Origin of the sequence: Saccharibacillus deserti, from assembly GCF_013618475.1 — a bacterium.
GTDB lineage: Bacteria > Bacillota > Bacilli > Paenibacillales > Paenibacillaceae > Saccharibacillus > Saccharibacillus deserti.
This window is the reverse complement of sequence record NZ_JABJVN010000001.1, coordinates 151,484-173,619: the sequence shown is the minus strand read 5'-3', so window position 1 is coordinate 173,619 and position 22,136 is coordinate 151,484. Positions and strand designations below refer to the sequence as shown.

Annotated in this window: 16 protein-coding genes and 1 other annotated feature (1 of these 17 cut by a window edge); of the genes, 1 reads left to right on the top strand and 15 read right to left on the bottom strand. The window is 56.6% G+C overall.

Annotated elements, in window-relative coordinates; genetic code table 11:
- Window positions 1-606 precede the first annotated feature (606 nt).
- The 8 genes from HOP44_RS00780 to lepA form a co-directional block, all read right to left on the bottom strand.
- A complete protein-coding gene (locus HOP44_RS00780) occupies window positions 607-783 on the bottom strand; it encodes a hypothetical protein (protein WP_172249702.1) in 177 nt (58 codons plus the stop codon).
- 155 nt (window positions 784-938) lie between these two features.
- Window positions 939-2,063 (bottom strand): molecular chaperone DnaJ, encoded by a 1,125-nt coding sequence (gene dnaJ / locus HOP44_RS00775; protein ID WP_172249700.1) that lies wholly within the window; start codon window positions 2,061-2,063, stop codon window positions 939-941.
- 193 nt (window positions 2,064-2,256) lie between these two features.
- The gene (dnaK, locus tag HOP44_RS00770) at window positions 2,257-4,101 is read right to left on the bottom strand and encodes a molecular chaperone DnaK (protein WP_172249698.1); all 1,845 of its coding nucleotides are present in this window, start codon (window positions 4,099-4,101) and stop codon (window positions 2,257-2,259) included.
- A 192-nt stretch (window positions 4,102-4,293) separates the two neighbouring features.
- Window positions 4,294-4,878 carry a nucleotide exchange factor GrpE gene (gene grpE, locus HOP44_RS00765; RefSeq protein WP_172249696.1) on the bottom strand — a complete coding sequence of 195 codons (585 nt, stop codon included), beginning with the start codon at window positions 4,876-4,878 and terminating at the stop codon, window positions 4,294-4,296.
- 114 nt (window positions 4,879-4,992) lie between these two features.
- A complete protein-coding gene (gene hrcA / locus HOP44_RS00760; RefSeq protein WP_172249694.1) occupies window positions 4,993-6,021 on the bottom strand; it encodes a heat-inducible transcriptional repressor HrcA in 1,029 nt (342 codons plus the stop codon).
- Between the two features lie 168 nt (window positions 6,022-6,189).
- Window positions 6,190-6,660, bottom strand: coding sequence for an N-acetyltransferase (locus HOP44_RS00755; protein ID WP_172249692.1), 471 nt, complete (start codon window positions 6,658-6,660; stop codon window positions 6,190-6,192).
- A 415-nt stretch (window positions 6,661-7,075) separates the two neighbouring features.
- Window positions 7,076-8,269 (bottom strand): radical SAM family heme chaperone HemW, encoded by a 1,194-nt coding sequence (gene hemW / locus HOP44_RS00750; protein WP_172249690.1) that lies wholly within the window; start codon window positions 8,267-8,269, stop codon window positions 7,076-7,078.
- 647 nt (window positions 8,270-8,916) lie between these two features.
- On the bottom strand, window positions 8,917-10,731 hold the full coding sequence (gene lepA, locus HOP44_RS00745) for a translation elongation factor 4 (protein WP_172249688.1): 1,815 nt from the start codon (window positions 10,729-10,731) through the stop codon (window positions 8,917-8,919).
- Window positions 10,732-10,977: 246 nt separating this feature from the next.
- On the opposite strand from lepA, the gene rpsT reads away from it, so the two are divergent.
- A complete protein-coding gene (gene rpsT / locus HOP44_RS00740) occupies window positions 10,978-11,253 on the top strand; it encodes a 30S ribosomal protein S20 (protein WP_141446331.1) in 276 nt (91 codons plus the stop codon).
- 225 nt (window positions 11,254-11,478) lie between these two features.
- On the opposite strand, the gene holA is transcribed toward rpsT, so the two are convergent.
- The 7 genes from holA to leuS form a co-directional block, all read right to left on the bottom strand.
- Window positions 11,479-12,498 (bottom strand): DNA polymerase III subunit delta, encoded by a 1,020-nt coding sequence (gene holA / locus HOP44_RS00735; RefSeq protein WP_172249686.1) that lies wholly within the window; start codon window positions 12,496-12,498, stop codon window positions 11,479-11,481.
- Between the two features lie 236 nt (window positions 12,499-12,734).
- The gene (locus HOP44_RS00730) at window positions 12,735-14,165 is read right to left on the bottom strand and encodes a hypothetical protein (RefSeq protein WP_172249684.1); all 1,431 of its coding nucleotides are present in this window, start codon (window positions 14,163-14,165) and stop codon (window positions 12,735-12,737) included.
- Window positions 14,166-14,711: a sigma-70 family RNA polymerase sigma factor gene (locus tag HOP44_RS00725; RefSeq protein ID WP_172194084.1), complete on the bottom strand. Its 546-nt coding sequence runs from the start codon at window positions 14,709-14,711 to the stop codon at window positions 14,166-14,168.
- Window positions 14,712-14,986: 275 nt separating this feature from the next.
- On the bottom strand, window positions 14,987-17,764 hold the full coding sequence (locus HOP44_RS00720; protein ID WP_172249682.1) for a ComEC/Rec2 family competence protein: 2,778 nt from the start codon (window positions 17,762-17,764) through the stop codon (window positions 14,987-14,989).
- Between the two features lie 8 nt (window positions 17,765-17,772).
- A complete protein-coding gene (locus HOP44_RS00715; protein WP_172249680.1) occupies window positions 17,773-18,438 on the bottom strand; it encodes a ComEA family DNA-binding protein in 666 nt (221 codons plus the stop codon).
- Between the two features lie 265 nt (window positions 18,439-18,703).
- Window positions 18,704-19,225 (bottom strand): deoxycytidylate deaminase, encoded by a 522-nt coding sequence (locus HOP44_RS00710; protein WP_172251466.1) that lies wholly within the window; start codon window positions 19,223-19,225, stop codon window positions 18,704-18,706.
- Window positions 19,226-19,413: 188 nt separating this feature from the next.
- On the bottom strand, window positions 19,414-21,870 hold the full coding sequence (gene leuS, locus HOP44_RS00705) for a leucine--tRNA ligase (RefSeq protein ID WP_172249678.1): 2,457 nt from the start codon (window positions 21,868-21,870) through the stop codon (window positions 19,414-19,416).
- 58 nt (window positions 21,871-21,928) lie between these two features.
- Window positions 21,929-22,136: a binding site (T-box leader), on the bottom strand (it continues 50 nt past the right edge of the window).

Below are 22,136 nucleotides of genomic sequence, written 5' to 3'. Positions count from 1 at the left end.
CGTTCCTTTGCGAAATGTTTGTATAGCAACATTTGGCATAAGAACAATTCGTATACGAACTATTATACCGCAAATTTTTATAGTGTCAACATTTACATAGAAGAGCGCGGGATTTTTGGGGAAATCGGGATTTTCGGTTCTTCGCTCGGGGTTGTTTTCCTGCTCGGGCCTGCTGGGCAGTCCGCGAGTAAAGGGAAAGCCAAAAGTCGCTCAGCCCCGAAAATCCCGCTTCCGATCCGGGGGAAGCAGGCGGCCCCTCGGGCCGGTCCGCCGGGGAGGGAGGCCGAAGCTCCCTGCCTCCGGCAGCTTCGGGCGGGCAGGGCGGGCGGCGGCTTCGCCGGCTGCAAGAGCAAATAGGCAGCGGCTTCGCCGACCGCAGGGGCAGGAGGCGGCGGCTTCGCCGACCGCAAGGGCAGGAGGCGGCGGCTTCGCCGACCGCAAGGGCAGGAGGCAGCGGCTTCGCCGGCTGCAGGGGCAAAAGCGCAGGGCGGAGAGCTTCGTCGTTTTAAATCGTTTTCACAAAAAATGCAGCCTCCGATTTTGGAGACTGCATTTGGCTAAGCGATTTGTAGAGCGCAGATCAAATCTCGAATAAACCTAAAAGGCTTATAAAGTGCCGCCGACCAGATAAAAGAAACCGAAAAGCAAAAATACCAAGGCAGCGAAGAAAAAGCTGGCCCAACCCCGATTATATCTTTCTGCATTGGGGTTTAAAGATTTAATCAAAAAATTTATAAACCCGTAACCGATTGCTGAAATAATCAAAAGAATAACAAAAATCATCGTTTCCACTCTCCTTCATCGTTTTTTCCTTCCGTAGAACGTTTGAAGATCGATATCCATTACGCAGTAGGAGAGAAAACAAAAAAGCCGTTCTTTAAGAACGGCCTGCTTCTTGGAATACATAAAGCCTGAATCTCTCCGGTACTCGGGCTTGATCAGTCGCCGCGGAAAGCACGCTTCATCTTGTCGAAAAAAGATTGTTCGTGCTCATGCGTTTGTTCGCCGCTGAGTCCCGAGAACTGACGCAGCAGCTCTTTCTGCTCATCGGTCAGTTTGCTTGGAGTGACGATGACGACTTTCACATGCTGATCGCCCTGGCCGGTACCGCGAAGACGAGGAACGCCTTTGCCTTTCAGGCGGAAATACGTACCGGTCTGGGTGCCTGCCGGAATCTTCAGTTTGACCTTCTCGGTCAGGGTCGGAATTTCGATCTCGTCGCCGAGAGCGGCCTGGGTAAAGGTCAAAGGCACTTCGCAGTAGATATCGTCGCCTTCGCGGTCGAAGAATTCATCCTGCTTCACCCGAATGACGATATACAGGTCGCCGGCAGGACCGCCGCGCAGCCCTCCGTCGCCTTCGCCGGTCATGCGCAGTTGAGCGCCGTCGTCCACACCTGCCGGAACGCGGATATGCACTTTGCGCTGTTTTTTCACATGCCCGCTGCCGCTGCACGTTGTGCACTTTTCTTTGATGATTTTGCCGCTGCCGCTGCAGTTCGAACAGGCTCTGCGGTTAACCATACGGCCGAAAGGCGTGTTTTGCACGACTTCTTCTTGTCCGCTGCCATGGCAGACGGAACAAACTTCGGGCTGCGTGCCCGGTTTGGCGCCGCTTCCGTGACACGTATCGCAGCTCTCGGTGCGCGGAATGGTAATGTCCAGCTCTTTGCCGAACACCGCTTCCTTGAACTCCATCGTCATCGTGTACTGCAGATCGTTGCCCCGCTGCGGCGCGTTCGGGTTGCGGGATCTTCCCCCGCCTCCGCCGCCGAAGAACATATCGAAGATGTCGCTGAATCCGCCGCCGCCGAAATCGCCGCCTCCCCCAAAGCCTTGGCTCGGATCTTCATGGCCGTACTGATCGTAACGGGCCCGTTTCTGGCCGTCGCTCAGGACGTCGTACGCTTCTTTGACTTCTTTGAATTTCGTTTCGGCATCATCCGCCTTGTTGACGTCCGGATGATATTTGCGCGCCTGCTTGCGGTAAGCCGACTTGATATCCTGCTCGCTTGCGCCCTTTTCGATGCCGAGCACCTCGTAGTAATCGCGCTTGTCCGCCATCGCTGCACTCCAACTCCTTTATGCTCATAATCGTTTCTCTTGCCAAAGGCGGCTTCGCCTTCCGTTCTGCCCAAAACCCAAGAAAAGGGAAGTCCGATCCGGGATGACCCGGCCTGACCTCCCCAGCCGGCCCGTCCGCCAAAAAGCGGGGGCGGGCTTGTTTCTTATTAATTCAAACCGGCACGGATACCGATTAGTCTTTTTTGTCTTCGTCGACGACTTCATACTCGGCGTCGACCACATTGTCGCGGCTTTGCGAAGAAGCTCCGCCTTCCGCTTCGCCGCCCGCTTGGGCGCCTTCGGCATTGGCTTGTTCGTAGAGCTTCACGGACAGCTGCTGAACGATCTCGGTCAGCTCTTCGGTTGCGGCTTTGATTTCGTCCACATTGTCGCCTTCCAGCGATTTTTGAACTTTCTCTTTGGCCGCGTTCGCTTTTTCGATCTCGGAAGCGTCGACTTTGTCGCCGAGGTCTTTGATCGTTTTGTCGACTTGATATACAAGCTGATCGGCGTTGTTTTTCGTTTCGACCAGTTCTTTGCGCTTCTTGTCTTCTTCCGCGTGCAGCTCGGCGTCTTTCATCATCTGTTCGACTTCGGCGTCGCTCAGACCGCTCGAGGAAGTGATGGTGATTTTCTGGCTTTTGCCTGTGCCTTTGTCGGTTGCCGACACGTTTACGATGCCGTTGGCGTCGATATCGAACGTAACTTCGATTTGCGGTACGCCGCGAGGAGCCAGCGGAATATCGCCCAGCGTGAAGCGGCCCAGCGTTTTGTTGCCGGCAGCCATTTCGCGTTCGCCCTGCAGGACGTGGATTTCCACGCTCGGCTGGTTGTCCGCATAGGTCGAGTAAACCTGCGATTTGCTGGTCGGAATCGTCGTGTTGCGGTCGATCATTTTCGTGAATACGCCGCCTGCCGTTTCGATACCCAGGGACAGAGGGGTTACGTCCAGCAGTACCACATCTTTGACTTCGCCTGTCAGGACGCCCGCTTGAACGGCTGCGCCGAGAGCGACGACTTCGTCCGGGTTAACGCCTTTATGAGGGTCTTTGCCGGTCAGTTTCTTGATCGCTTCCTGTACGGCCGGAATCCGCGTGGAACCGCCGACGAGCACGATCTTGTCGATTTCGTTCGACGACAGACCGGAGTCTTTCAGCGCTTGGCGTGTCGGAGCAAGCGTACGCTCAACCAGATCCGCCGAAATTTCTTCGAACTTGGCACGGGTCAGGTTAAGCTCCAAATGCTGGGGAACTCCGTCAACCATCGTGATAAACGGCAGCGAGATCGTTGTCGTCATGACGCCCGACAGTTCTTTTTTCGCTTTTTCCGCCGCGTCTTTCAGACGCTGTACGGCCGCTTTGTCTTTGCTCAGGTCTACGCCCTGTTCTTTTTTGAACTCGGCTACCAGATAATCGATGATCACTTGGTCGAAGTCGTCGCCGCCCAGGTGGTTGTCGCCGCTTGTCGCTTTGACTTCGAAGAAACCGTCGCCGAGTTCCAGAATCGAAACGTCGAACGTACCGCCGCCGAGGTCATAGACGAGGATCGTTTGATCTTCGGACTTCTCGAGACCGTAAGCCAGTGCCGCAGCCGTAGGCTCGTTGACGATCCGCAGTACTTCGAGGCCCGCGATTTTGCCGGCATCTTTGGTGGCTTGGCGCTGGGCGTCGTTGAAGTAAGCCGGAACCGTGATGACCGCCTGCGTGACCGTTTGGCCCAGGTAAGCTTCGGCGTCGGATTTCAGCTTTTGCAGAATCATGGCCGAAATTTCCTGCGACGTGTAGTCTTTGCCTTCAATCGTTTCTTTGTGGTTCGTACCCATGTGGCGCTTGATCGAAGCGATCGTGCGGTCCGGGTTGGTGATGGCTTGGCGCTTGGCCGTTTCGCCGACGATCCGTTCGCCGTCTTTCTTGAAACCTACGACCGAAGGGGTCGTACGCGCGCCTTCCGGGTTAGGGATAACGACGGCTTCGCCGCCTTCCATAACAGCCACGCAAGAGTTGGTCGTACCCAGGTCAATACCGATTACTCTACTCACAGTAAATATCCTCCTTGGAAAGGTCGATTGATTTTTGGATTGATGAAGATTCGTTTCGTGCGCTGTGTCCCGGTTTCGGACCCTACGCTCTATCATAACGGTTTGGCGCGCGTTTTCAAACTTCGCGTTTTTCATTCCGCATCCGCTTTTTGCATACGGCTTCCGAAACGGTCGCCTTTTTGAAAATACGGCTTATCCGCTGACTTTCACCATGGCGGGACGAAGCACTTTATCTTTCAGCATATAGCCTTTTTGCAGTTCTTCCACGACGATGCCTTCTTCGACTTCATCGCTTTCCACCGTCATAACGGCTTGATGGAATTCCGGATTAAAAGGTTGTCCGACGGTCTCCATCGCGGTCAGGCCTTCCGCCTGAAGCACGTTTTCGAACTGCCGGTGGATCATCTTCACGCCTTTTACGAACGATTCCGCGTTCTCGCCTTCCGGCGTCGTGTCCAGAGCGCGGCTGAAGTTGTCGATAACCGGCACAAGCTCGGAGATCAGTTTCGAAGAAGCATATTTGCCCAATTCTTCTTTTTCACGGATCGTGCGCTTGCGGAAATTATCAAAGTCGGCCTGCGAACGGGCCAGACGCTGCATATATTCCTCGGACTGCGCCGACAAAGCTTGAACACGCGCCTGAAGCTCTTCGACCGAAATTACTTCACCGGCTTCCGCTTGTGCGTCTTCCGCCGGATTCCCGGCTGTTTCTGCATCCTGCTGTTCTTCCTTAACTTCCACTTCGTTCTCCGGGTATAACGGCTGTTCCTTACTCAAGATGCATTCACCTCCTTGTGTGGATCGCAACGGACGCCCTGACGGTCCAGCCGTACAGGTCCTGTCCGTTAAACCGAATAAAATTAGATGGTTGCCAACAAATTTCCTGCCGGGTTACGCTCCGTACCGGCCTCCAAGCGCACGGCTCATCGCCCGCGACAGCAGATCAAGCGTTCCGATCACTTTGGCATATTCCATCCGGGTCGGACCCAGTATGCCGATCGTGCCGAACGCTTCGCCGTCGAGCGAATACGTCGCCGTGATCAGGCTGCAGTTCACGAAGGCCTGATGCACATTCTCGCTGCCGATCTTGACTTGAATTCCCTTCTGGTCGGAGTTCAGCAGACGGGTAAGCGTCGGCGTCTCCTCTAGCAGATCGAGCACGGTCTTCAGCTTGCCGATATCCCTGAATTCGGGCTGGATCAGCATATTGGTCGTTCCGCTCAAGAACACTTTCTGATCTTTGCCGCTCGTAAACGAATCGTCGAGCAGCTTCATCAGTTCTTCGTAGTGTTCCGCGTGACGCTGGATTTCCTGGCCGATTTCTGAGTACAGCCGCGCTTTCAGCTTGTGCATCGGAACCCCGGCCAACTTGGCGTTAAGCAGAGTCACCGTTTGTTCCATATCGGAAACGGACAGTCCCGGCGGAATCGATACGGTTCGGTTCTCGACCTCGCCTGTACTGGTTACGATAATCGCGACAGCCGTCGTCTCGTTGAGCGGAAGCAGTTGAAAATGGCGCAGCGAAGTATTGAACATCTCCGGACCGAGCAGGATCGACGTATAATTGGTCATCGAAGCCAGAATCGTCCCGGCATGCTGAACCACTTCTTCCACCGCGCTCAGCTTCTCGGCTGCGAGCTGCTTGAACAGTTTTAAATCTTCGGCTTTCAACGGCTTCAGCGGAGCCAGATGATCGACGTAATAACGGTATCCTCTATTGGAAGGAATACGTCCTGCCGACGTATGCGGCTGTTCCAAAAAACCCAGTTCTTCCAAATCCGCCATTTCGTTGCGGATCGTCGCCGGACTGAACGCCACATCGCCCCGCTTGGAGATGCTGCGGGACCCGACCGGTTCGGCCGAACGGATGTAGTCGTCCACGATGGCGTTCAAGATCATGCTCTGACGTTCGCTTAACACGAGATCCCCTCCTGTCCGGATCGATAAGAGCGCATCGGAACCTTCTTCCGTTAGCACTCTATTCAAATGAGTGCTAAACTCTAATACAAAAATACCAAACCGGACTTGGCGTTGTCAAGTTCGGTTTGGCCTTTGCCGGCACGTTTTCGCATTCGCCCGCGGACAAAATCAGCCGATGATTTTGAGTACCGCGATTTCATCGCAGCGATCGCGCTTGGCGCAATGGATACAGTCGGTCCATACTTTTTCCGGAAACACATCCATCGGTACGACGGTAAAGCCGTTTTTCACAAAAAACGAGACTTCGTAAGTGAGCGCGATAATCTTCGGAATCTGCTGCTGGATCGCAAGTTCGATCAGGCGGGTAACCAGCTTGGAACCGATCCCTTTGCCTTTGTTGCCTTCCATGATGCCGAGCGAGCGAATCTCTACGAGATCCGGACCCAGCAAACAGAGAGAACCGCAGCCGATGACCCTGCCGTCTTCTTCCGCCACGACAAAATTGTCGATCTGGCGCCGCAGCACTTCCTTGGAGCGCGGGAGCATGATTCCCCTGCGCGCATATTCTTCTATCATGGAATGCAGCGGTTCAATATCTCCTGCATTCGCTTGTCTGCATACAACGGTAACGGCGGGCATCGGCCGTTCACCTCCCTGTTCAAGTCGTGACGCCAAAGCGCCAGCTGTCGGATAAGTTTTCGATTGGATAAATATACATCATAACGCATACTTTTTCAACACTTTTAAAAGAATGCTCCCATAAAATTTTAACTGACGGAAATCAAAGCGTTTGACCGTTCTTACCCGATCACGCAGATTTCTAACAGCAAGGCGGCAGCCAATGAGAGCGTTCGCACGACTGCCCCGCCGCCTTTCTTCTTCGTTGTTGTTATCGGCAGTTGAGGGCTGTCCCATGAAAAAAACGCCGGGAGAATCCCGGCGCTTTCTTCAAAGGAGGCTTCCGCGCAGACGGCGGACTCCCTTTTTCAGGTTCAAGCTTTCTTGCATAATAGCTGTCTTTTTCACCGGAATCGGAATCCTTCCATTCGGACGTTTACGCGCCTACCGTCAAATACCCGATAAATTCGCCGAACACGTCGTTGCCGAACAAAATGCCTTTTTCGCTCAGGCGGTAGCCTTCCCGATCACTCCGGCGTTCGATGAGTCCGAGATCCGTCATCTTTTTGAGCGGAGCCGCGAAGATTTCTTCTACCGGTACGCCGAACTGCTCACGGAACCGCGCGCTCTCCATGCCGTCCAGCATGCGCAGGCCGACCATCATGAAGTCTTCCATCGCTTCTTCGCGCGGCACTTCGAACTCTTCGAGTCTCGGCAGTCCTTTGCCCGCGGCTTCGTTGTACGGATTGACGCCTTTGATGTTGATATGGCGCTTGCGTCCGACGTAACCGTGCGCGCCCGCGCCGAAACCGTAATAATCTTCGTTTTTCCAATACGTGATATTGTGCAGGCTTTCTTTGCCGGGTTTGGCGAAATTGCTGATCTCGTACTGCTTGTAGCCCGCGCCCCTCATCCGGTCCATGAGCAGCTTGTACATCGCCAGCTCGTCGTCTTCGTTCGGAAGCGGCAGTTTGTTTTTGTTGAAAAGGGTATGGAACAGCGTGTTCTCTTCGACTTTGAGGCTGTAGATCGAGTAATGCGGCAGATCGAGTTCAAGCGCGCGCGTGATGCTCTCGTCCAACATCGCGACCGTCTGGTTCGGCAGCCCGAACATCAGGTCGATCGACAGGTTGTGCAGACCGCTCTTGTGGGCGTTTTCCAGCGAGCGGTACACGTCGTCCGTGTTGTGAATCCGTCCGATTTCGCCGAGCAGACTGTTCTGGAACGCCTGTACGCCGAAGCTGACGCGGTTCACGCCGCCGTCTTTCATCACTATCATCTTGTCGAGATCGGTCGTGCCGGGATTGGCTTCCATCGAAAATTCGATATCATCGGACCAGTTCGGAAAATGCTTGCGGACCGATGCCAGGAAAAAGGCCATTTCGTCCGGCTTCAGTACGGTAGGCGTGCCGCCTCCGACGAAGATGGTCTTGATGACGCCCGGAGGCGTAAGCGCGACGGTCTGCTCCATTTCCCGGTCAAGCGCGCGCAAATAATCCATCACGGGCTGGTCTTTGAGGACATACGAATTGAAATCGCAGTAGAAGCATTTGTTGGTGCAAAACGGAATATGGATATAGACGGCTTCCGGCGCTGCTGCGGCGCGGTTCCGGTTGGGTTCTGTAGTCATGGGTGGAGCCTCCTAACTAAGATGGGGAAATACGCGAACGAGGCGAGGGCGGCGTTCCGAAAAGCACTCAGAGAAGCACTCCCGGAGCAAGGGACTTCAATCGCGGCTCACCTCGGCACGTAAAAAAGGATAAGGGCAAAAATACGTTTTTTGCTAAGGTTGGACAGATTCTATCCAATATTCCGGCGCGTAAAAGCGCCTTAAATCTTCAAAAAGGAAAGCCGGAGTCCGGCTTTCCTTCTGCATGCGCAGCGGCGAATATTCCGCACGCTGTTTTTCATTTATAAACTGTTTGTTTCACTTATGACATGTACTGACGTGTACGGTTCTCTCTCAAGCGGAACAGGCCCAGACAAGGCCGCATCCCCTTCGCCCTTTCCCCACTCCCCCAAAAACGCCGGAGGAGCAGGCTCGGGAAGGGCGGCTCTGCGTAAGCGGGCGTGCGGCGGGGAGAGGGAAAAGGGATCGAGGCGAAAAGCGGAGCGGCCGCATTTGGAAATCGGGAAATCCACCTTATTAGGCTTCCATCCTATTTCCCGACTCCAACGGCGGTTAAGCCCGATCCCTTTTCCCGGCCGACCGAGGCACGAACTGCCGCACCCGAGCCGCCCTTGAACTTTCGCGCCTACTCCGCATAAAAAGAAAGCCTACTCGTCCAGCTTCAGCACAGCCATGAAAGCTTCCTGAGGCACTTCGACGTTGCCGACCTGCTTCATCCGCTTTTTGCCTTCTTTTTGCTTCTCGAGCAGTTTGCGCTTACGCGAGATGTCGCCGCCGTAACACTTGGCGAGGACGTTTTTGCGCATCGCTTTGACGGTTTCGCGCGCTACGACTTTCGTTCCGATCGAAGCCTGGATCGGCACTTCGAACATCTGCCGCGGAATCAGCTCGCGCAGTTTGGCGCAGATGATCCGGCCGCGCTGGTAGCCGCGGTCGCGGTGGACGATGAACGACAGCGCATCGACCTGCTCGCCGTTGAGCAGAATATCCATTTTGACAAGATTGGACTTGCGGTAGCCGGATACTTCGTAATCGAACGAAGCGTATCCTTTGGTACCGGACTTCAGCTGGTCGAAGAAATCGTAGACGATTTCCGACAGCGGAATCTGGTACGTCAGCGTAACGCGCGTCGTATCGAGGTACTCCATATTGACGAACTCGCCGCGTTTGTTCTGGCACAGTTCCATGACGGTTCCGACGTAATCGTTCGGGACGATGACGGCTGCCTTGACATAAGGCTCTTCGACATAATCGATCCGTCCGACTTCCGGATAGTGCGACGGGTTGTCGATCTGCATGACGGAACCGTCGGTCAATCCGATCTTGTATACTACGCTTGGTGCGGTAGTGATAAGCGCAATATCGAATTCGCGTTCGATCCGCTCCTGGATGACGTCCATATGAAGCAGACCGAGGAATCCGCATCGGAAGCCGAAGCCCAGCGCGCTGGACGTTTCCGGCTCGAACGTGAGCGAAGCATCGTTGAGCTGAAGCTTCTCGAGCGCTTCGCGCAGATCGTTGTAATCCGAAGATTCGATCGGATAAAGGCCGCAGAACACCATCGGGTTGATCTTGCGGTAACCCGGCATCGGTTCGGCTGTCGGGTTCTTCGCATCGGTGATGGTATCGCCGACCTGCGTGTCGCCCACGGACTTCATGCCCGCAACCACGAAGCCTACGTCGCCGACATTCAGTTCGTCCACCATGGTCATACGCGGCATAAAAGCGCCGACTTCGATTACTTCGAACGTTTTTCCGGAAGCCATCATTTTGATCTTGGAACCGGACTTGATCTTGCCGTCCAGTACGCGGATATAGACGATAACCCCTTTGTACGGATCGTAATGGGAATCGAAGATCAACGCTTTGAGCGGTTGTTCCGGATCGCCGGTAGGCGCCGGTACTTTGGACACGACTTGTTCCAGAATCTCCTTGATGCCGATCCCCGCTTTGGCGGAAGCCAGTACGGCGTCGCTTGCATCAAGGCCGATCACGTCTTCCACTTCCTGTTTGACCCGTTCCGGGTCCGCGCTCGGCAGGTCGATCTTGTTGATAACCGGCAGAATCTCCAGATTATTATCGAGCGCCAGGTAGACGTTGGCCAGGGTCTGGGCTTCGATTCCCTGGGCGGCGTCGACGACCAGAAGCGCGCCTTCGCAGGCGGCCAGGGAACGCGAGACTTCATACGTGAAGTCGACGTGTCCCGGCGTGTCGATCAGGTTGAGCAGATACTCTTCGCCGTCGTCGGCTTTGTACGTCAGGCGGACCGCCTGCAGTTTGATCGTGATGCCGCGTTCGCGTTCGAGCTCCATCTGATCCAGGACCTGCTCCTGCATTTCGCGTGAAGTCAGGGCTCCCGTATATTCGAGAATCCGGTCGGCAAGCGTGGACTTGCCGTGGTCGATATGCGCTATAATAGAGAAGTTTCTTATTTTCTTTTGTCTTGCTGCAATGTCAGTCATTCCTTACCTCCGCCTCAATTTGACAAGAATCAATCCATTTATTATAGCAGTTGGGGATAGTCCCAGCAATCCCACTTGGGCTCCCAAAAGATCGGCAGTCTCTTAAATTTGGAATACCGTTTGTTTCCGGCAAAATCAAAATCTAAAATCTTGCGGAATGGTTGCTTTTTTACGCTCGCCATGCTAAGATACTTTAAGTTGTGAAACTTTCGATGTTTCGTATATGCTTTACAGGAGGTGAATGCAATGCCTAATATCAAATCCGCTATCAAACGCGTGAAAACGAACGAGAAACGCCGTGCGCTTAACGCTTCGCAAAAATCCGCACTTCGCAGCGCAGTAAAAACCGCTACGACAGCACTGGAAAGCAATGATGTGGAAACTGCCCAAACTGCAGTCAAGAACGCTTCGCAGAAGCTGGATAAAGCCGTAACTAAAGGCCTGATCCACAAGAACGCGGCAGCGCGCAAAAAATCCCGTCTCGCTAAAAAAGCGAACGCTCTGACAGCTGAAAAAGCCTAAGACAATCGCGTTTTGCGATATAATCGCACGATACAACACCGCTTACGAAACCCCGGAATCCTTTAGGATATCGGGGTTTTTAAGTTTTTGTCCACTTCCATTTTTGCCACAAAAAAAGAAAAGCGGCAGCCGGGCACCGGGGAAATTCTTTTTCCGCCGCTCCGACCACCGCCCTATTCCCGATTCCGCCGCCTTAAGCGCACCCGCTGTGGCCCTGCCCTTCATTTATGCTCCCAATCTCAGCAGAAACATTTCCAGCCCGAACACTTTATCCACCGCTCCGGTCTTGATCTGGTGATCCAGCTTCGCGATCGAAGACAGAATATGCCGCAGCCGAACCGTCTCAAACCGCCTTGCCTGCTCGGAAGCGATCTTGACCGCATACGGATGCAGCCCAAGCTGCCCCGCCATCTGCTGCTGCGAATAATTTTGTCCGGACATCTCTTTGACCTGCAAAATAATCCGGAACTGCCGCGCAATAAGCGACACAATCTTGATCGGCTCTTCCCGCTGTTTGAGCAGATCGTAGAAAACGTCGAGCGCCTGCTGCAGTTTCAGATTGGCGATATGTTCGACCAGCACGAACACACTTTGCTCCGTTCCGATCGCCACCAGTTTTTCCACATCGTCCGTTCCGACCGTACCGCCTTTTCCCGCAAACAGAGACAGTTTTTCGATCTCTCCCGACAGTCCCGCAAGCGATGTGCCGGCCCGTTTCAACAGCAGGGCTGCCGCCTCCGGTCCGATCGAAACCGAACTTCGGCCGAATTGTTTGGTCACCCAGCCGGACAGTTCGCTCTCCCCCATCGGCGCAAACGAAATTACCGCAGCCGAAGCTTTGAACGCTTTGACCAGCTTTTTGCGCTCGTCCAGCTTCTCGGCGTAGGCCAGAAAAACAAGTACACTGTAATCCGCCGGATTGGCGAGATACTCCAGCAGCTTTTCGATCCGGTGTTCCACTTTCGCCGACTCTTTGCCTGCCGTAAACAGACTGCTGTCGCGCACCACGATCAGTTTGCGTTCCGACAGGAACGGAGCCGTCTCCGCTTCTTCCACCACGAGTTCGATCGGTGTCTCCGCCAAATCGTAATTCGCGACAGCAAAAGAACGCTGGTCTTCGGCGATCAGTTCCGTTTCCAGCAGGGAAACGAATTCCTTCATTCTATATTTTTCGGTCCCGTGACACAGATAGAGCGGCGATACTTCGCCCGCTTTCACCTGCTTGGCCGCCATTTTCAAATCCATAGATCTTAACCCTCTTTTCCGATTCCGCCGGACGCGTCGATCGTCCGCCGCATTGTTGGGAGCCTGCCTGCGCAGCATTTGGCATCCCGCTGTACCCATTGTACCGAATTCCGCCGAAAAACGCATCCGGACATCGGGTTCTTCCTTCCGTCTGCCTCAAACGACAAAAAACCGGCCGGGGCACGTTTCTTCCTCCGTCTGGCGGATTCTTGAAACGGCCTGCGGCCGGTAATTTTTTATTTGCCGCCCTGTTTGAGCAGGGTTTCTTCGATGGTCCAGGTTTCCTGGGCCGTGGTGCCGTCGGACTTGATCAAATCGTACGTGAACGTTTTGCCGTCCGCGGACCAGACGCCTCCGGCTACGCTTCCGTCTATCTTGCGGCTGCCCAGTTCGGCGGAACCGTCGCCTTTCAGAAGCTTCAGCGTACTGTCCGAATACGTGACCCGGTAAGCGTTATCCGGCGAGTTCCATTCCGAAGGAGCCATGGTCAACCCGTATATCCGGCTGTCTGCCGCTTGGTCGGGAGCCGCATCGGCGCTTTCCGAATCGGAAATTTCGCTTTCTTCCGGAGTGCCCGGAGCCTCTTCGGAAGCCGAGGACGTTTCGATCCCTTCGTTCGGCTGACTGTCCGGTTCTGCGCTTTTGGCAGCGGGTTCTTTGCCCGAAGCAGGCGGACTGGCGGCCGGGGTCGATTTATCCGACTGTGCTTTGCCGCCGGACTTGACCGATTTATCCTGGTCTTTTTCCGTACGTGTGCCGGCCGAAGCCGATTTGTCCGGCTCGGACGATTTATCCGGGGCTTGGTCCGTATTCGGTTCGGACTTGGTCGAAGATGCCGAATCGTCAGACGGAGTCTGCGAACGGTCCGGATTCTGACTGCCCGCAGGCGTACCCGTATCCGGTTCGGCCGAATTTGTAACATCGGACTCGGACGGCGGAGCAGGATCCGGTTCGGCGGACGAAGCCGGGAGATCTGCCTGCGGTGTAGCTGCATCCAGATTCGGCTCTTCGTTGGCGGGAGCTCCGTCCGCCGCAGAATCTTCCGGTGTCACGGACTTCTGGTTGGCCGTATCGTCGCCGGGTACAAGCTTCGTCTCCGGCTGAATCGATTTGGCTTCGGTACTCGGATCGGTGACATCCGGCATCGTCTGGCTCTCCGTCTTCTGCGCCGGTTCCGACGGAACGAGCGTATCGTCCACTGCGCCGGACACGGCCGTCGAAGACGTCATCTCCGCATTCGGCATTTCCTGCGGCTCGTAAGTGGCCACGAAGATTCCCAATACGGCGGCCGCCACAGCCGTGCCGCCGACGGTCCGGCCCAAAGTGGAGCGCCAGAATCCGGCCGGCCTGCGGCGCTGAGACACCTCGTCGCCAAACATCCGTTTGCTTTCCATCTCCGACAATTTCTCGGGTTCCGCCTTGGGAGCGGCGGCCGCAGCCGTGCGGTCGAGTTCTTCCAGCCGGGGCAGGATCGAATCGACCAGGCTGATCGGCGGCGTCACGTCGGGCAGCGATTCCAGTTTGTCCGACAGACCCTGAAGAAAATCAAAATCCGCCCGTGCCTCCGGAGAGTCGCCGAGATGAAGGAACAATTTTTCCGTTTCTTGCGCGTTCAAGTCATGGTCGAGGTAACGGTTCATATATTCCAACGCTTCTTCGCGTTTCATCTACAGCGCACCTCCTTTCTGATAATCTCGAAGCAGCTGCTGAAGCTGGCCCCGGGCTCTGAATAAATACGATTTTACGGTGTTAAGCGGCAGATCCAGGCATCCGGCGATTTCGCCGTACGACATATCCTGCACGTAGCGAAGGATGACGACCGTCCGGTGATGTTCCGGCAGCAGATTGATCGCCCGGTCGATATCTTCCCGGGTATAGGCCCGCATCACTTCGCCTTCCACGCTGTCGTTTCCTTCGAACACCATCTCGTGTTCTTCGATCGACACCGTAGGTTTGGCGCGTCTGAATTTGTCGATACAAATATTGGTCACGATTCGCTGCACCCAGGTTTTGAACTGCGCTTTTTCTTCGTAGGACCCGATTTTCGTGTAAATGCGGATCAGGGCTTCCTGAGCGGCGTCCATCGCGTCCTGTTCGTTATTCAGCGTATAATAAGCCGTCTTGTAGACGGCCGGTTCAATCTCTCGCAATAGGGTGATAAGAGCGTCGCGATCGCCCGATTGAGCGGCTCTAATGAGTTCCTGCTCGACCACTAAGGGTCCCCCTCTCTTGCACCTTTTCAGACGAGCTTAGCCGCCGAAAGGTTGCGTTCTTTTTCTATTTTCAAAAAAACATCTGCCGCTTCGGGCCTATATCTCCCATCAGTCTATCAGAAACGCTTTTATGCGTCATCTCGCGTGAAGCAGTCCGCCTCTTTGCGGCCCACGGCCTATGCAAGCAAGCACCTGTTCTAGTTATACCCTATCGGCCGGACATACAAAAGGCCCCTTTTCCCGAATCGTCGAGAAAGGAGCCATGCTGCCGCCGTTTAATCGGATGCTTCGACGGGATTCGCCCGGCCGTCCAGGCGGGTGCGGTATCTCAGCGGCTCGCCCCGAGGCGCTGAAATCTGGATTTCCCCGTCCCTGTCCGTACGCAGAACGGCCGAACCCGCGAGTTCCAGCCGCTGAATCACGCCAGGATTCGGGTGGCCGTAAGTATTCTTCGCTCCAACCGAGATCAGGGACAACCGCGGCGACCAAGCTCCGATCCATTCGTCGGAAGAAGAGTTTTTGCTGCCGTGGTGACCGACTTTCAGCACTTCGACTTTGCCGCCGTCTCCGCGTTCTTCGAGCCGATCCAGAATGTCGCGCTCGGCTTGAAGACCGATATCGCCGGTAAACAGGAAAGAATGACCGTTCATCGCAAGGCGGAATACCACCGAGTATTCGTTCTGCTCTTCCAATTCGGGCACGGTCCCGGCGAACACTCCCGACGGATTGAGAAATTCCAAAGAGGTGGCTTCATCCGCTTTCCATATATCGCCGTTTTGCGGCGCATCGATTTCGGCCCCGAAACGCAGCGCCGAAGCCAGCAGCGCGTCCAGGTCTTCGCCGCCGCTGCGGGTACCGTTCATGATCAGGCGATCCGCAGGAATCTCGTCGAGTACCGCAAGCAGCCCGCCGTAATGGTCGCGGTCGCCATGTGTCAGAATCACCGCATCCAGACGGTGGATACCGCGCTTCTTGAGCAGAGGCACCACGACATCGCGGCCGACTTCGTAAGGATCCAGCCGGCGTCTCCAGGCTTCGCCCGGACGCTCGAAGGTTACGGTCCCTCCTCCGTCGACCAGCAGGTTTTTGCCGGTGGGCGTCGTAACCAGTATGGCATCTCCTTGTCCCACATCCAGCATCTGCACCAATCCCGCGGGATCGGGCCGGGGCGCGTAGGCAGCGCCAACCATTCCGGCCAGCAGCAGACCGGACAACGCGCCAAGCGCAAGCCTTATCACGGTCCGGCGGCGGCTTGGATCGACGCCGTAGCGTACGGACGGCGCAAAACTTTTTCCGCTTCCCGCTTGGGAGCGCATTTCGCCAGGCAGCGGTCCGAGCGGCATGGTGTCGCCGGGAAGAGGCCTATGCGCGGGGAATCCCGGTATTCCCCCGTGCCGCCCGTCGGCGGACGGATCGGGCCGCCGCGCGGCAAGGTGCGCGGCAAGTGCGAAGAGGCCTCCGATCAGAGCGGCTTCGTACATCAGGATCCAGACGGGCGGCGGCGAAGCCCAAATCGTTCGGGCGAAGCGCACGGAACCGCCGCTTTGCGCGCACCAGAATACCGCGGCATTGACCAGCCGGACGGGATAAGCGGCCCATTCGGCTCCCTGCATCCAGAAAGTCCCCAGCATCAGCGATACCGTTCCGAGCGGAATCGATACGAAACTGATCAGGGGAACAAGGACAAGATTCGCAGCCAGTCCGAGCAGCGGATATTGATTGAAATAATAAATGCTCAGCGGAAAAGAAACCAGGTCCGCAACCAGCGAGATCGCTGCCGCGCCGGCCAGAGCCTTCGGGAGAAAAAACAGCAGCTGCCGCATGGGGCGGGTTAGCAGAATGATGCCGGCCGTCACGGCAAACGAAAGCTGAAAGCTGATCGAAGTCAGGTAGTGCGGATCCCAGATCAGCATCAGCAGGGCGGCCAGGCACAGAATGTGCAGACCGTCTTTGAGCCAGCCCCGTTTGGCCGCATACAGACCGATCATGGCCATGATGCCGGCCCGGACCGCGGAAGGCGAAGAACCCGTGAGCAGCACGTAAGGAGGAACGAAGTACAGCGCCGCCAGCAGCGAAGATTCTTTGGAGACGCGTAAGCGGCGCAGCGCAAGCAGCAGTGCACCGACATACAAGCCGACATGCATCCCGGAAATAGCCAGTACATGCGTCATCCCGAGCCGGACAAAGTTCGTATACGTATCGGGATCGAGCCCTTCCTGCAGACCGAGCAGCAGCCCCTGCATATAACCGGCTCCGATCCCGGGGTACAGCTTCGCCAGCGTATCCGCAAGCTTCGTGCGCAGATCGTCGCTGCGGCGAAGCAGCTGCAGTCCGCCGGATGCGGCATCGGCGGTTTCCACGCTTGATGCGCCGGCCGCTTTGACGATCCAGTGAATACGTTGGTTCCGCAGATAATCGCGGTAATCGAAAGCTCCGAAATTTCGGGCCCCCGAAGGAGCTTCCAGATCCCCGTATACGATCAGCAGGTCGCCCCGCTGCCAGGAAGCGGCTGTTTCCTGTTCGGTTTCGGCCGCCAATTTGACGCGCACGACGACCTTTTCGGCATGGGATAACGGTCCGAAGGCCGCAGGTTTCGCTTCCGATCTCCCGGCCTCGTCCGGTACGGCCGAGCCGGGCTTCCCGTCTGCGCCGCCCGGCGTTTCTCCCGGCAGCGGATCCGTTTGCTCCAGCACCCGTTCGGCTTTCAATACGAACTGGGCCAGATCGCCATCGATTTTGGCCGGACCGGCCATACGGCCTTCGATCCGGATACCGGAATAACCGTCCGCTTCTCCGGTCGACACGCCCAGTCTTTCCGGCAGGACGGAAAGGCTGCCCGCTTCCCGCAGCAGGCCGTAGCCGGCGGCAGATCCCAAGGCCAGCCCGAAGATTAACAGCAGCTTGGCGGAAGTTCGGGTGAACAGAACGGCCGCAGCCAGCAGCAGCGTAAGCCCCACCAGGACGGCCGCCAGGCGCAGCCCTCCGTACACTTGGGCGGACGCCGCTCCGGCGAGCCAACAAAGGGTAAAAACGATTAGGGGTCTACGGTTCATGGTAGCCCCTATAAGGCCATATCCGGCATCATTTTTTCCAGCATTTTAGGGCCGATCCCTTTGACTTTGACGATGTCGGTCACGCTGCGGAACGGACCGTTCTGGCTCCGATAATCCAGGATCGCCTGGGCTTTCTTCGCCCCGATTCCGGGCAGTTCCATCAGCCCGGCCGCATCGGCCGTATTGATATGGATCTTCCCGGCCTCGTCCGACGCGGGTAAGTCCGCCTCGGAAAGTCCGGCAGGAGCGGAAGCGGCGGGAACGTTCTGCGCAGTGCCAAGGTCTTCGCCTGCGGCGGGCAGCGCCTGGCTGTTTTTCCCAGGAGGCAAATGGTCCTCGGCACTTCCTGTTGAGACGGCCTTGTCCCCGGCCGGATCCAGTCCGGCGGGCTGCACCGGTGCTTCCTTCACGGGCTGAACCGGAGCCTTTTCCGAGCTGGGTTTGGCTTTCCCGGTTTCCTTTGGCATGGAGTCTTCACTTTTAGCGTTTTTTACGGTGCCGCTGCCCGGATTCCCCGTTTCTTCCGGGTGCTCCTGAGCGGCCAATACGGCCTCGATCTTCCCGTTCAGCGGTTCCCAAGGCACTCCTTCGGCTTCGCCTCCTCCGGACAGCACCAGCACGCCGGCTCCCAATACGGCCGATAAACAAGCCGCGATCCATACTTCCTTTTTCATCTCTTTTTCCTCCCGAATGGAATATGCGGTTCGATCGTACGCCCACACAAAAAAAGCCCCCCGTCCCCGGCGTATATACGCCAGGGACGGGAGGCTGTGCTTCCCGTAAGATCCCCGGTCGACGGACAAGCGTGCTTCGCCTGCCGTCTCCCTTCATCCGATAACGGGGATGAGCCGATCGCTGGAATATCCTGATTTCCTTATTATAGGGAATGAGGAAACTTGAAGTCAATGCTCGCCTGCCGGTCAAAGCCGATGCGCCTGCTTAAGAGACCGGCTCGGCAGACTTCGTAGGCGGGCTGTAAGGCCCGATTCCGCGAAAAGAAATGCCTTTTTGCTCCATCATCGCCCGAACTTTGCCGCTGTCTTTCGGATAGGCGCGGCAGTAGACGACTTCCGTGATGCCGCTGTTCGCCAGCATGTTGGCGCACGTCCAGCACGGCTCGTCGGTCACATATACCGTCGAGCCTTCGCGGTCGGCGCGGTCGGTGAACAGCAGCAGGTTCTGCTCGGCGTGGATCGTCCGCACGCAGCGCTGTTTTTTGATCACCTGTTCCGCTTCGCCTACCTGCACCAGCTCGTACTCTTCGGCGATCATGCAGCCCGCTTCCGAACAGTCCGGCACGCCCATCGGCGCTCCGTTATAAGCCGTGCCGAGCAGCTTCTTGCCCTGCACCAGCACCGCGCCCACCTGCCGCCTCGGACACTGCGAACGCGTCGACACCATAAAAGCGATATCCATAAAATACGTATCCCAATCTTTGCGCGGACTGCTCCCCACTTTCATTCCCACTCCCGTTGTCGGCCGCTCCGCCGGAATGCGCGCGAAAGAGACGGAGCGAAGATTCGCCCCGCCTCCCGTTCGAGCCGCAGCCCGCTTCGTATGCCGTAAATTTTCGCGCTTCCGCCGGATGCGCGCTTCGAGCCCGTGCGCACCCTGCAAACGCAGTCCGGCTTGTCCGGCCGGACGAACTTTTAGTTCGCGACGATGTTGACCAGTTTGCCCGGTACGGCGATCACTTTGCGGACCGTTTTGCCGGCCAGCGCGTTCTGCACGTTTTCCAGGCTCATCGCGTGGTCTTCCAGCGCTTTGGCGTCCCAGTCTTTCTGGACGTTGGCGCGCTGCACGATTTTGCCGTTTACCTGCACGACGATCTCGACTTCGGATTCCGTCGTCCACGCTTCGTCGAACGCCGGCCAGGCCGCATAGGTCAGGCTGTCGCTGCGTCCGACTTTTTCCCACAGCTCTTCCGCGAGATGCGGCGCAAGCGGCGACAGCAGTTGAACGAAGTCCACCATCGCCCGGCGCGGCAGTTCTTCCTGCTTGTACGCGTCGTTCGTGAAGATCATCAGCTGGCTGATCGCCGTGTTGAAGCGCAGGGCATCCATATCTTCCGTCACTTTTTTGATCGTTTTGTGCCAGGTGCGTTTGAATGCGTCCGTACCCGCCGCGGTATCGGAAATCTTGGCGCTCAAACCGCCGTTTTCGTCGACGAACATCCGGTAGACGCGGGACAGGAAACGGTGCGCGCCTTCGACGCCGTTCGTGTTCCACGGTTTGGTCGCTTCCAGCGGTCCCATGAACATCTCGTAGATGCGCAGCGTGTCCGCTCCGTATTCGTTCACGATCTCGTCCGGGTTGATGACGTTGCCGCGCGATTTGCTCATTTTCTCGTTGTTCGGGCCGAGGATCATGCCCTGGTTAACGAGCTTCTGGAACGGTTCTTTGGTGCTGACCACGCCCAGATCATACAGGACTTTATGCCAGAATCTCGCATACAGCAGATGCAGGACCGCGTGTTCCGCGCCGCCGATATACAGATCGACCGGCAGCCAGTGATCCAGCTTCTCTTTGCTGCACAGCTCTTGATCGTTGGTCGGATCGAGGTAGCGCAGGTAATACCAGCAGCTGCCGGCCCACTGCGGCATCGTGTTCGTCTCGCGGCGCGCTTTCATGCCTGTCTCCGGATCGATGACGTTGACCCAGTCGGTCGCGTTCGCAAGCGGCGATTCGCCGGTGCCCGACGGTTTGATCTCGTCCATTTCCGGCAGCAGCAGCGGCAGGCTGTCTTCCGGCACGGTCTTCATGCTGCCGTCTTCCAGATGCAGGATCGGAATCGGCTCGCCCCAGTAACGCTGACGGCTGAACAGCCAGTCGCGCAGACGGTAAGTCGTTTTGCCTTCGCCTTTGCCTCCTTCTTCCAGCCATTCGATCATGCGCGCAATCGCGTCTTCTTTGTTCAGGCCGTCCAGGAAGCCGGAGTTGACGTGTTCGCCTTCGCCCGTATACGCTTCTTTTTCGATATCGCCGCCTTTGACGACTTCGATGATCGAAATGCCGAATTTTTTGGCGAATTCCCAGTCGCGCGTGTCGTGGCCCGGTACGGCCATGATTGCGCCGGTGCCGTAAGCGGCCAGCACGTAATCCGCGATCCAGATCGGCAGTTTCGCGCCGTTGACCGGATTGACCGCGTAAGCGCCGGTGAACACGCCGCTTTTGTCTTTGTTCAGGTCGGTCCGCTCCAGGTCGCTTTTATGCGAAGCTTTTTCCTGGTACGCTTTGACCGCTTCTTTTTCGTGTTCGGTCGTGATGGCGTCCACGAGCGGATGCTCCGGCGCCAGCACGCAGTAAGTCGCGCCGTACAGCGTGTCCGGACGGGTCGTGAACACGGCGATCGACTCGTTCGTGCCTTCCACCTGGAACGTCACTTCCGCGCCTTGCGATTTGCCGATCCAGTTGCGCTGCATGTCCTTGATGCTCTCCGCCCAATCCAGTTCGTCCAGATCTTCCAGCAGGCGGTCGGCATATTCGGTAATTTTCAGCATCCACTGGCGCATCGGCTTGCGGATGACCGGATGGCCGCCGCGCTCGCTTTTGCCGTCGATGACTTCTTCGTTCGCCAGCACCGTGCCGAGCGCCGGACACCAGTTCACCGGAATTTCGGCGACGTAAGCCAGTCCTTTGTTGTACAGCTGAATAAAGATCCACTGCGTCCATTTAAAATATTCCGGGTCGGTCGTGCTGATCTCGCGGTCCCAGTCGTACGAGAAGCCGAGCGATTTGATCTGACGGCGGAAATTGTTGATGTTCTGAATCGTAAACTCGCGCGGATGGCCGCCTTTGTCGATCGCGTACTGCTCGGCCGGCAGGCCGAACGCGTCCCAGCCCATCGGATGCATGACGTTGTAGCCTTTCATCCGTTTGTAGCGCGACACGATGTCCGTGGCGGTCATGCCTTCCGGATGACCGACGTGCAGTCCGGCGCCGGACGGGTACGGGAACATGTCCATCGCGTAAAATTTCGGCTTGGAATGATCGGCGTCATCCGTTTTGAATGTTTTTTCCTCGTCCCATTTCTGCTGCCATTTCGGTTCGATCGTCTGGGCGCGGTAGCCCTGCGAACCGGCTCCCTGCTCGTTTCTTTCGCTCATCGTCATCTGTCCCTTCGCTTCTAAAATCAAAAAGCCTCCCGTCTCCAGCGTCAACGACGCTAGGGACGAGAGGCGCTGCTTCCCGTGGTACCACCCTAGTTAGCGGCCGAATCTTCTCTGCTGCCGCTCACTTAAGCATCCGTTATCGGGGATGAGCCGATGCGACTTACCGCGCGCGTGCCGGTCATACCGGACGCGCCGCCTTCTGCCGCATATCTCCGAGGCGAGTTCGTACAGGGTTCGCTGCCGGCTTCCACCATCCGCCG

What these genes read in the sequence shown, in the direction of transcription:
- HOP44_RS00780 (WP_172249702.1), bottom strand. Translation starts at nt 783, where the DNA reads ATGATTTTTGTTATTCTTTTGATTATTTCAGCAATCGGTTACGGGTTT.
- dnaJ (WP_172249700.1), bottom strand. Translation starts at nt 2,063, where the DNA reads ATGGCGGACAAGCGCGATTACTACGAGGTGCTCGGCATCGAAAAGGGC.
- HOP44_RS00755 (WP_172249692.1), bottom strand. Translation starts at nt 6,660, where the DNA reads ATGCCCGCCGTTACCGTTGTATGCAGACAAGCGAATGCAGGAGATATT.
- hemW (WP_172249690.1), bottom strand. Translation starts at nt 8,269, where the DNA reads ATGACTACAGAACCCAACCGGAACCGCGCCGCAGCAGCGCCGGAAGCC.
- lepA (WP_172249688.1), bottom strand. Translation starts at nt 10,731, where the DNA reads ATGACTGACATTGCAGCAAGACAAAAGAAAATAAGAAACTTCTCTATT.
- rpsT (WP_141446331.1), top strand. Translation starts at nt 10,978, where the DNA reads ATGCCTAATATCAAATCCGCTATCAAACGCGTGAAAACGAACGAGAAA.
- holA (WP_172249686.1), bottom strand. Translation starts at nt 12,498, where the DNA reads ATGGATTTGAAAATGGCGGCCAAGCAGGTGAAAGCGGGCGAAGTATCG.
- HOP44_RS00730 (WP_172249684.1), bottom strand. Translation starts at nt 14,165, where the DNA reads ATGAAACGCGAAGAAGCGTTGGAATATATGAACCGTTACCTCGACCAT.
- HOP44_RS00720 (WP_172249682.1), bottom strand. Translation starts at nt 17,764, where the DNA reads ATGAACCGTAGACCCCTAATCGTTTTTACCCTTTGTTGGCTCGCCGGA.
- HOP44_RS00715 (WP_172249680.1), bottom strand. Translation starts at nt 18,438, where the DNA reads ATGAAAAAGGAAGTATGGATCGCGGCTTGTTTATCGGCCGTATTGGGA.
- HOP44_RS00710 (WP_172251466.1), bottom strand. Translation starts at nt 19,225, where the DNA reads ATGAAAGTGGGGAGCAGTCCGCGCAAAGATTGGGATACGTATTTTATG.
- leuS (WP_172249678.1), bottom strand. Translation starts at nt 21,870, where the DNA reads ATGAGCGAAAGAAACGAGCAGGGAGCCGGTTCGCAGGGCTACCGCGCC.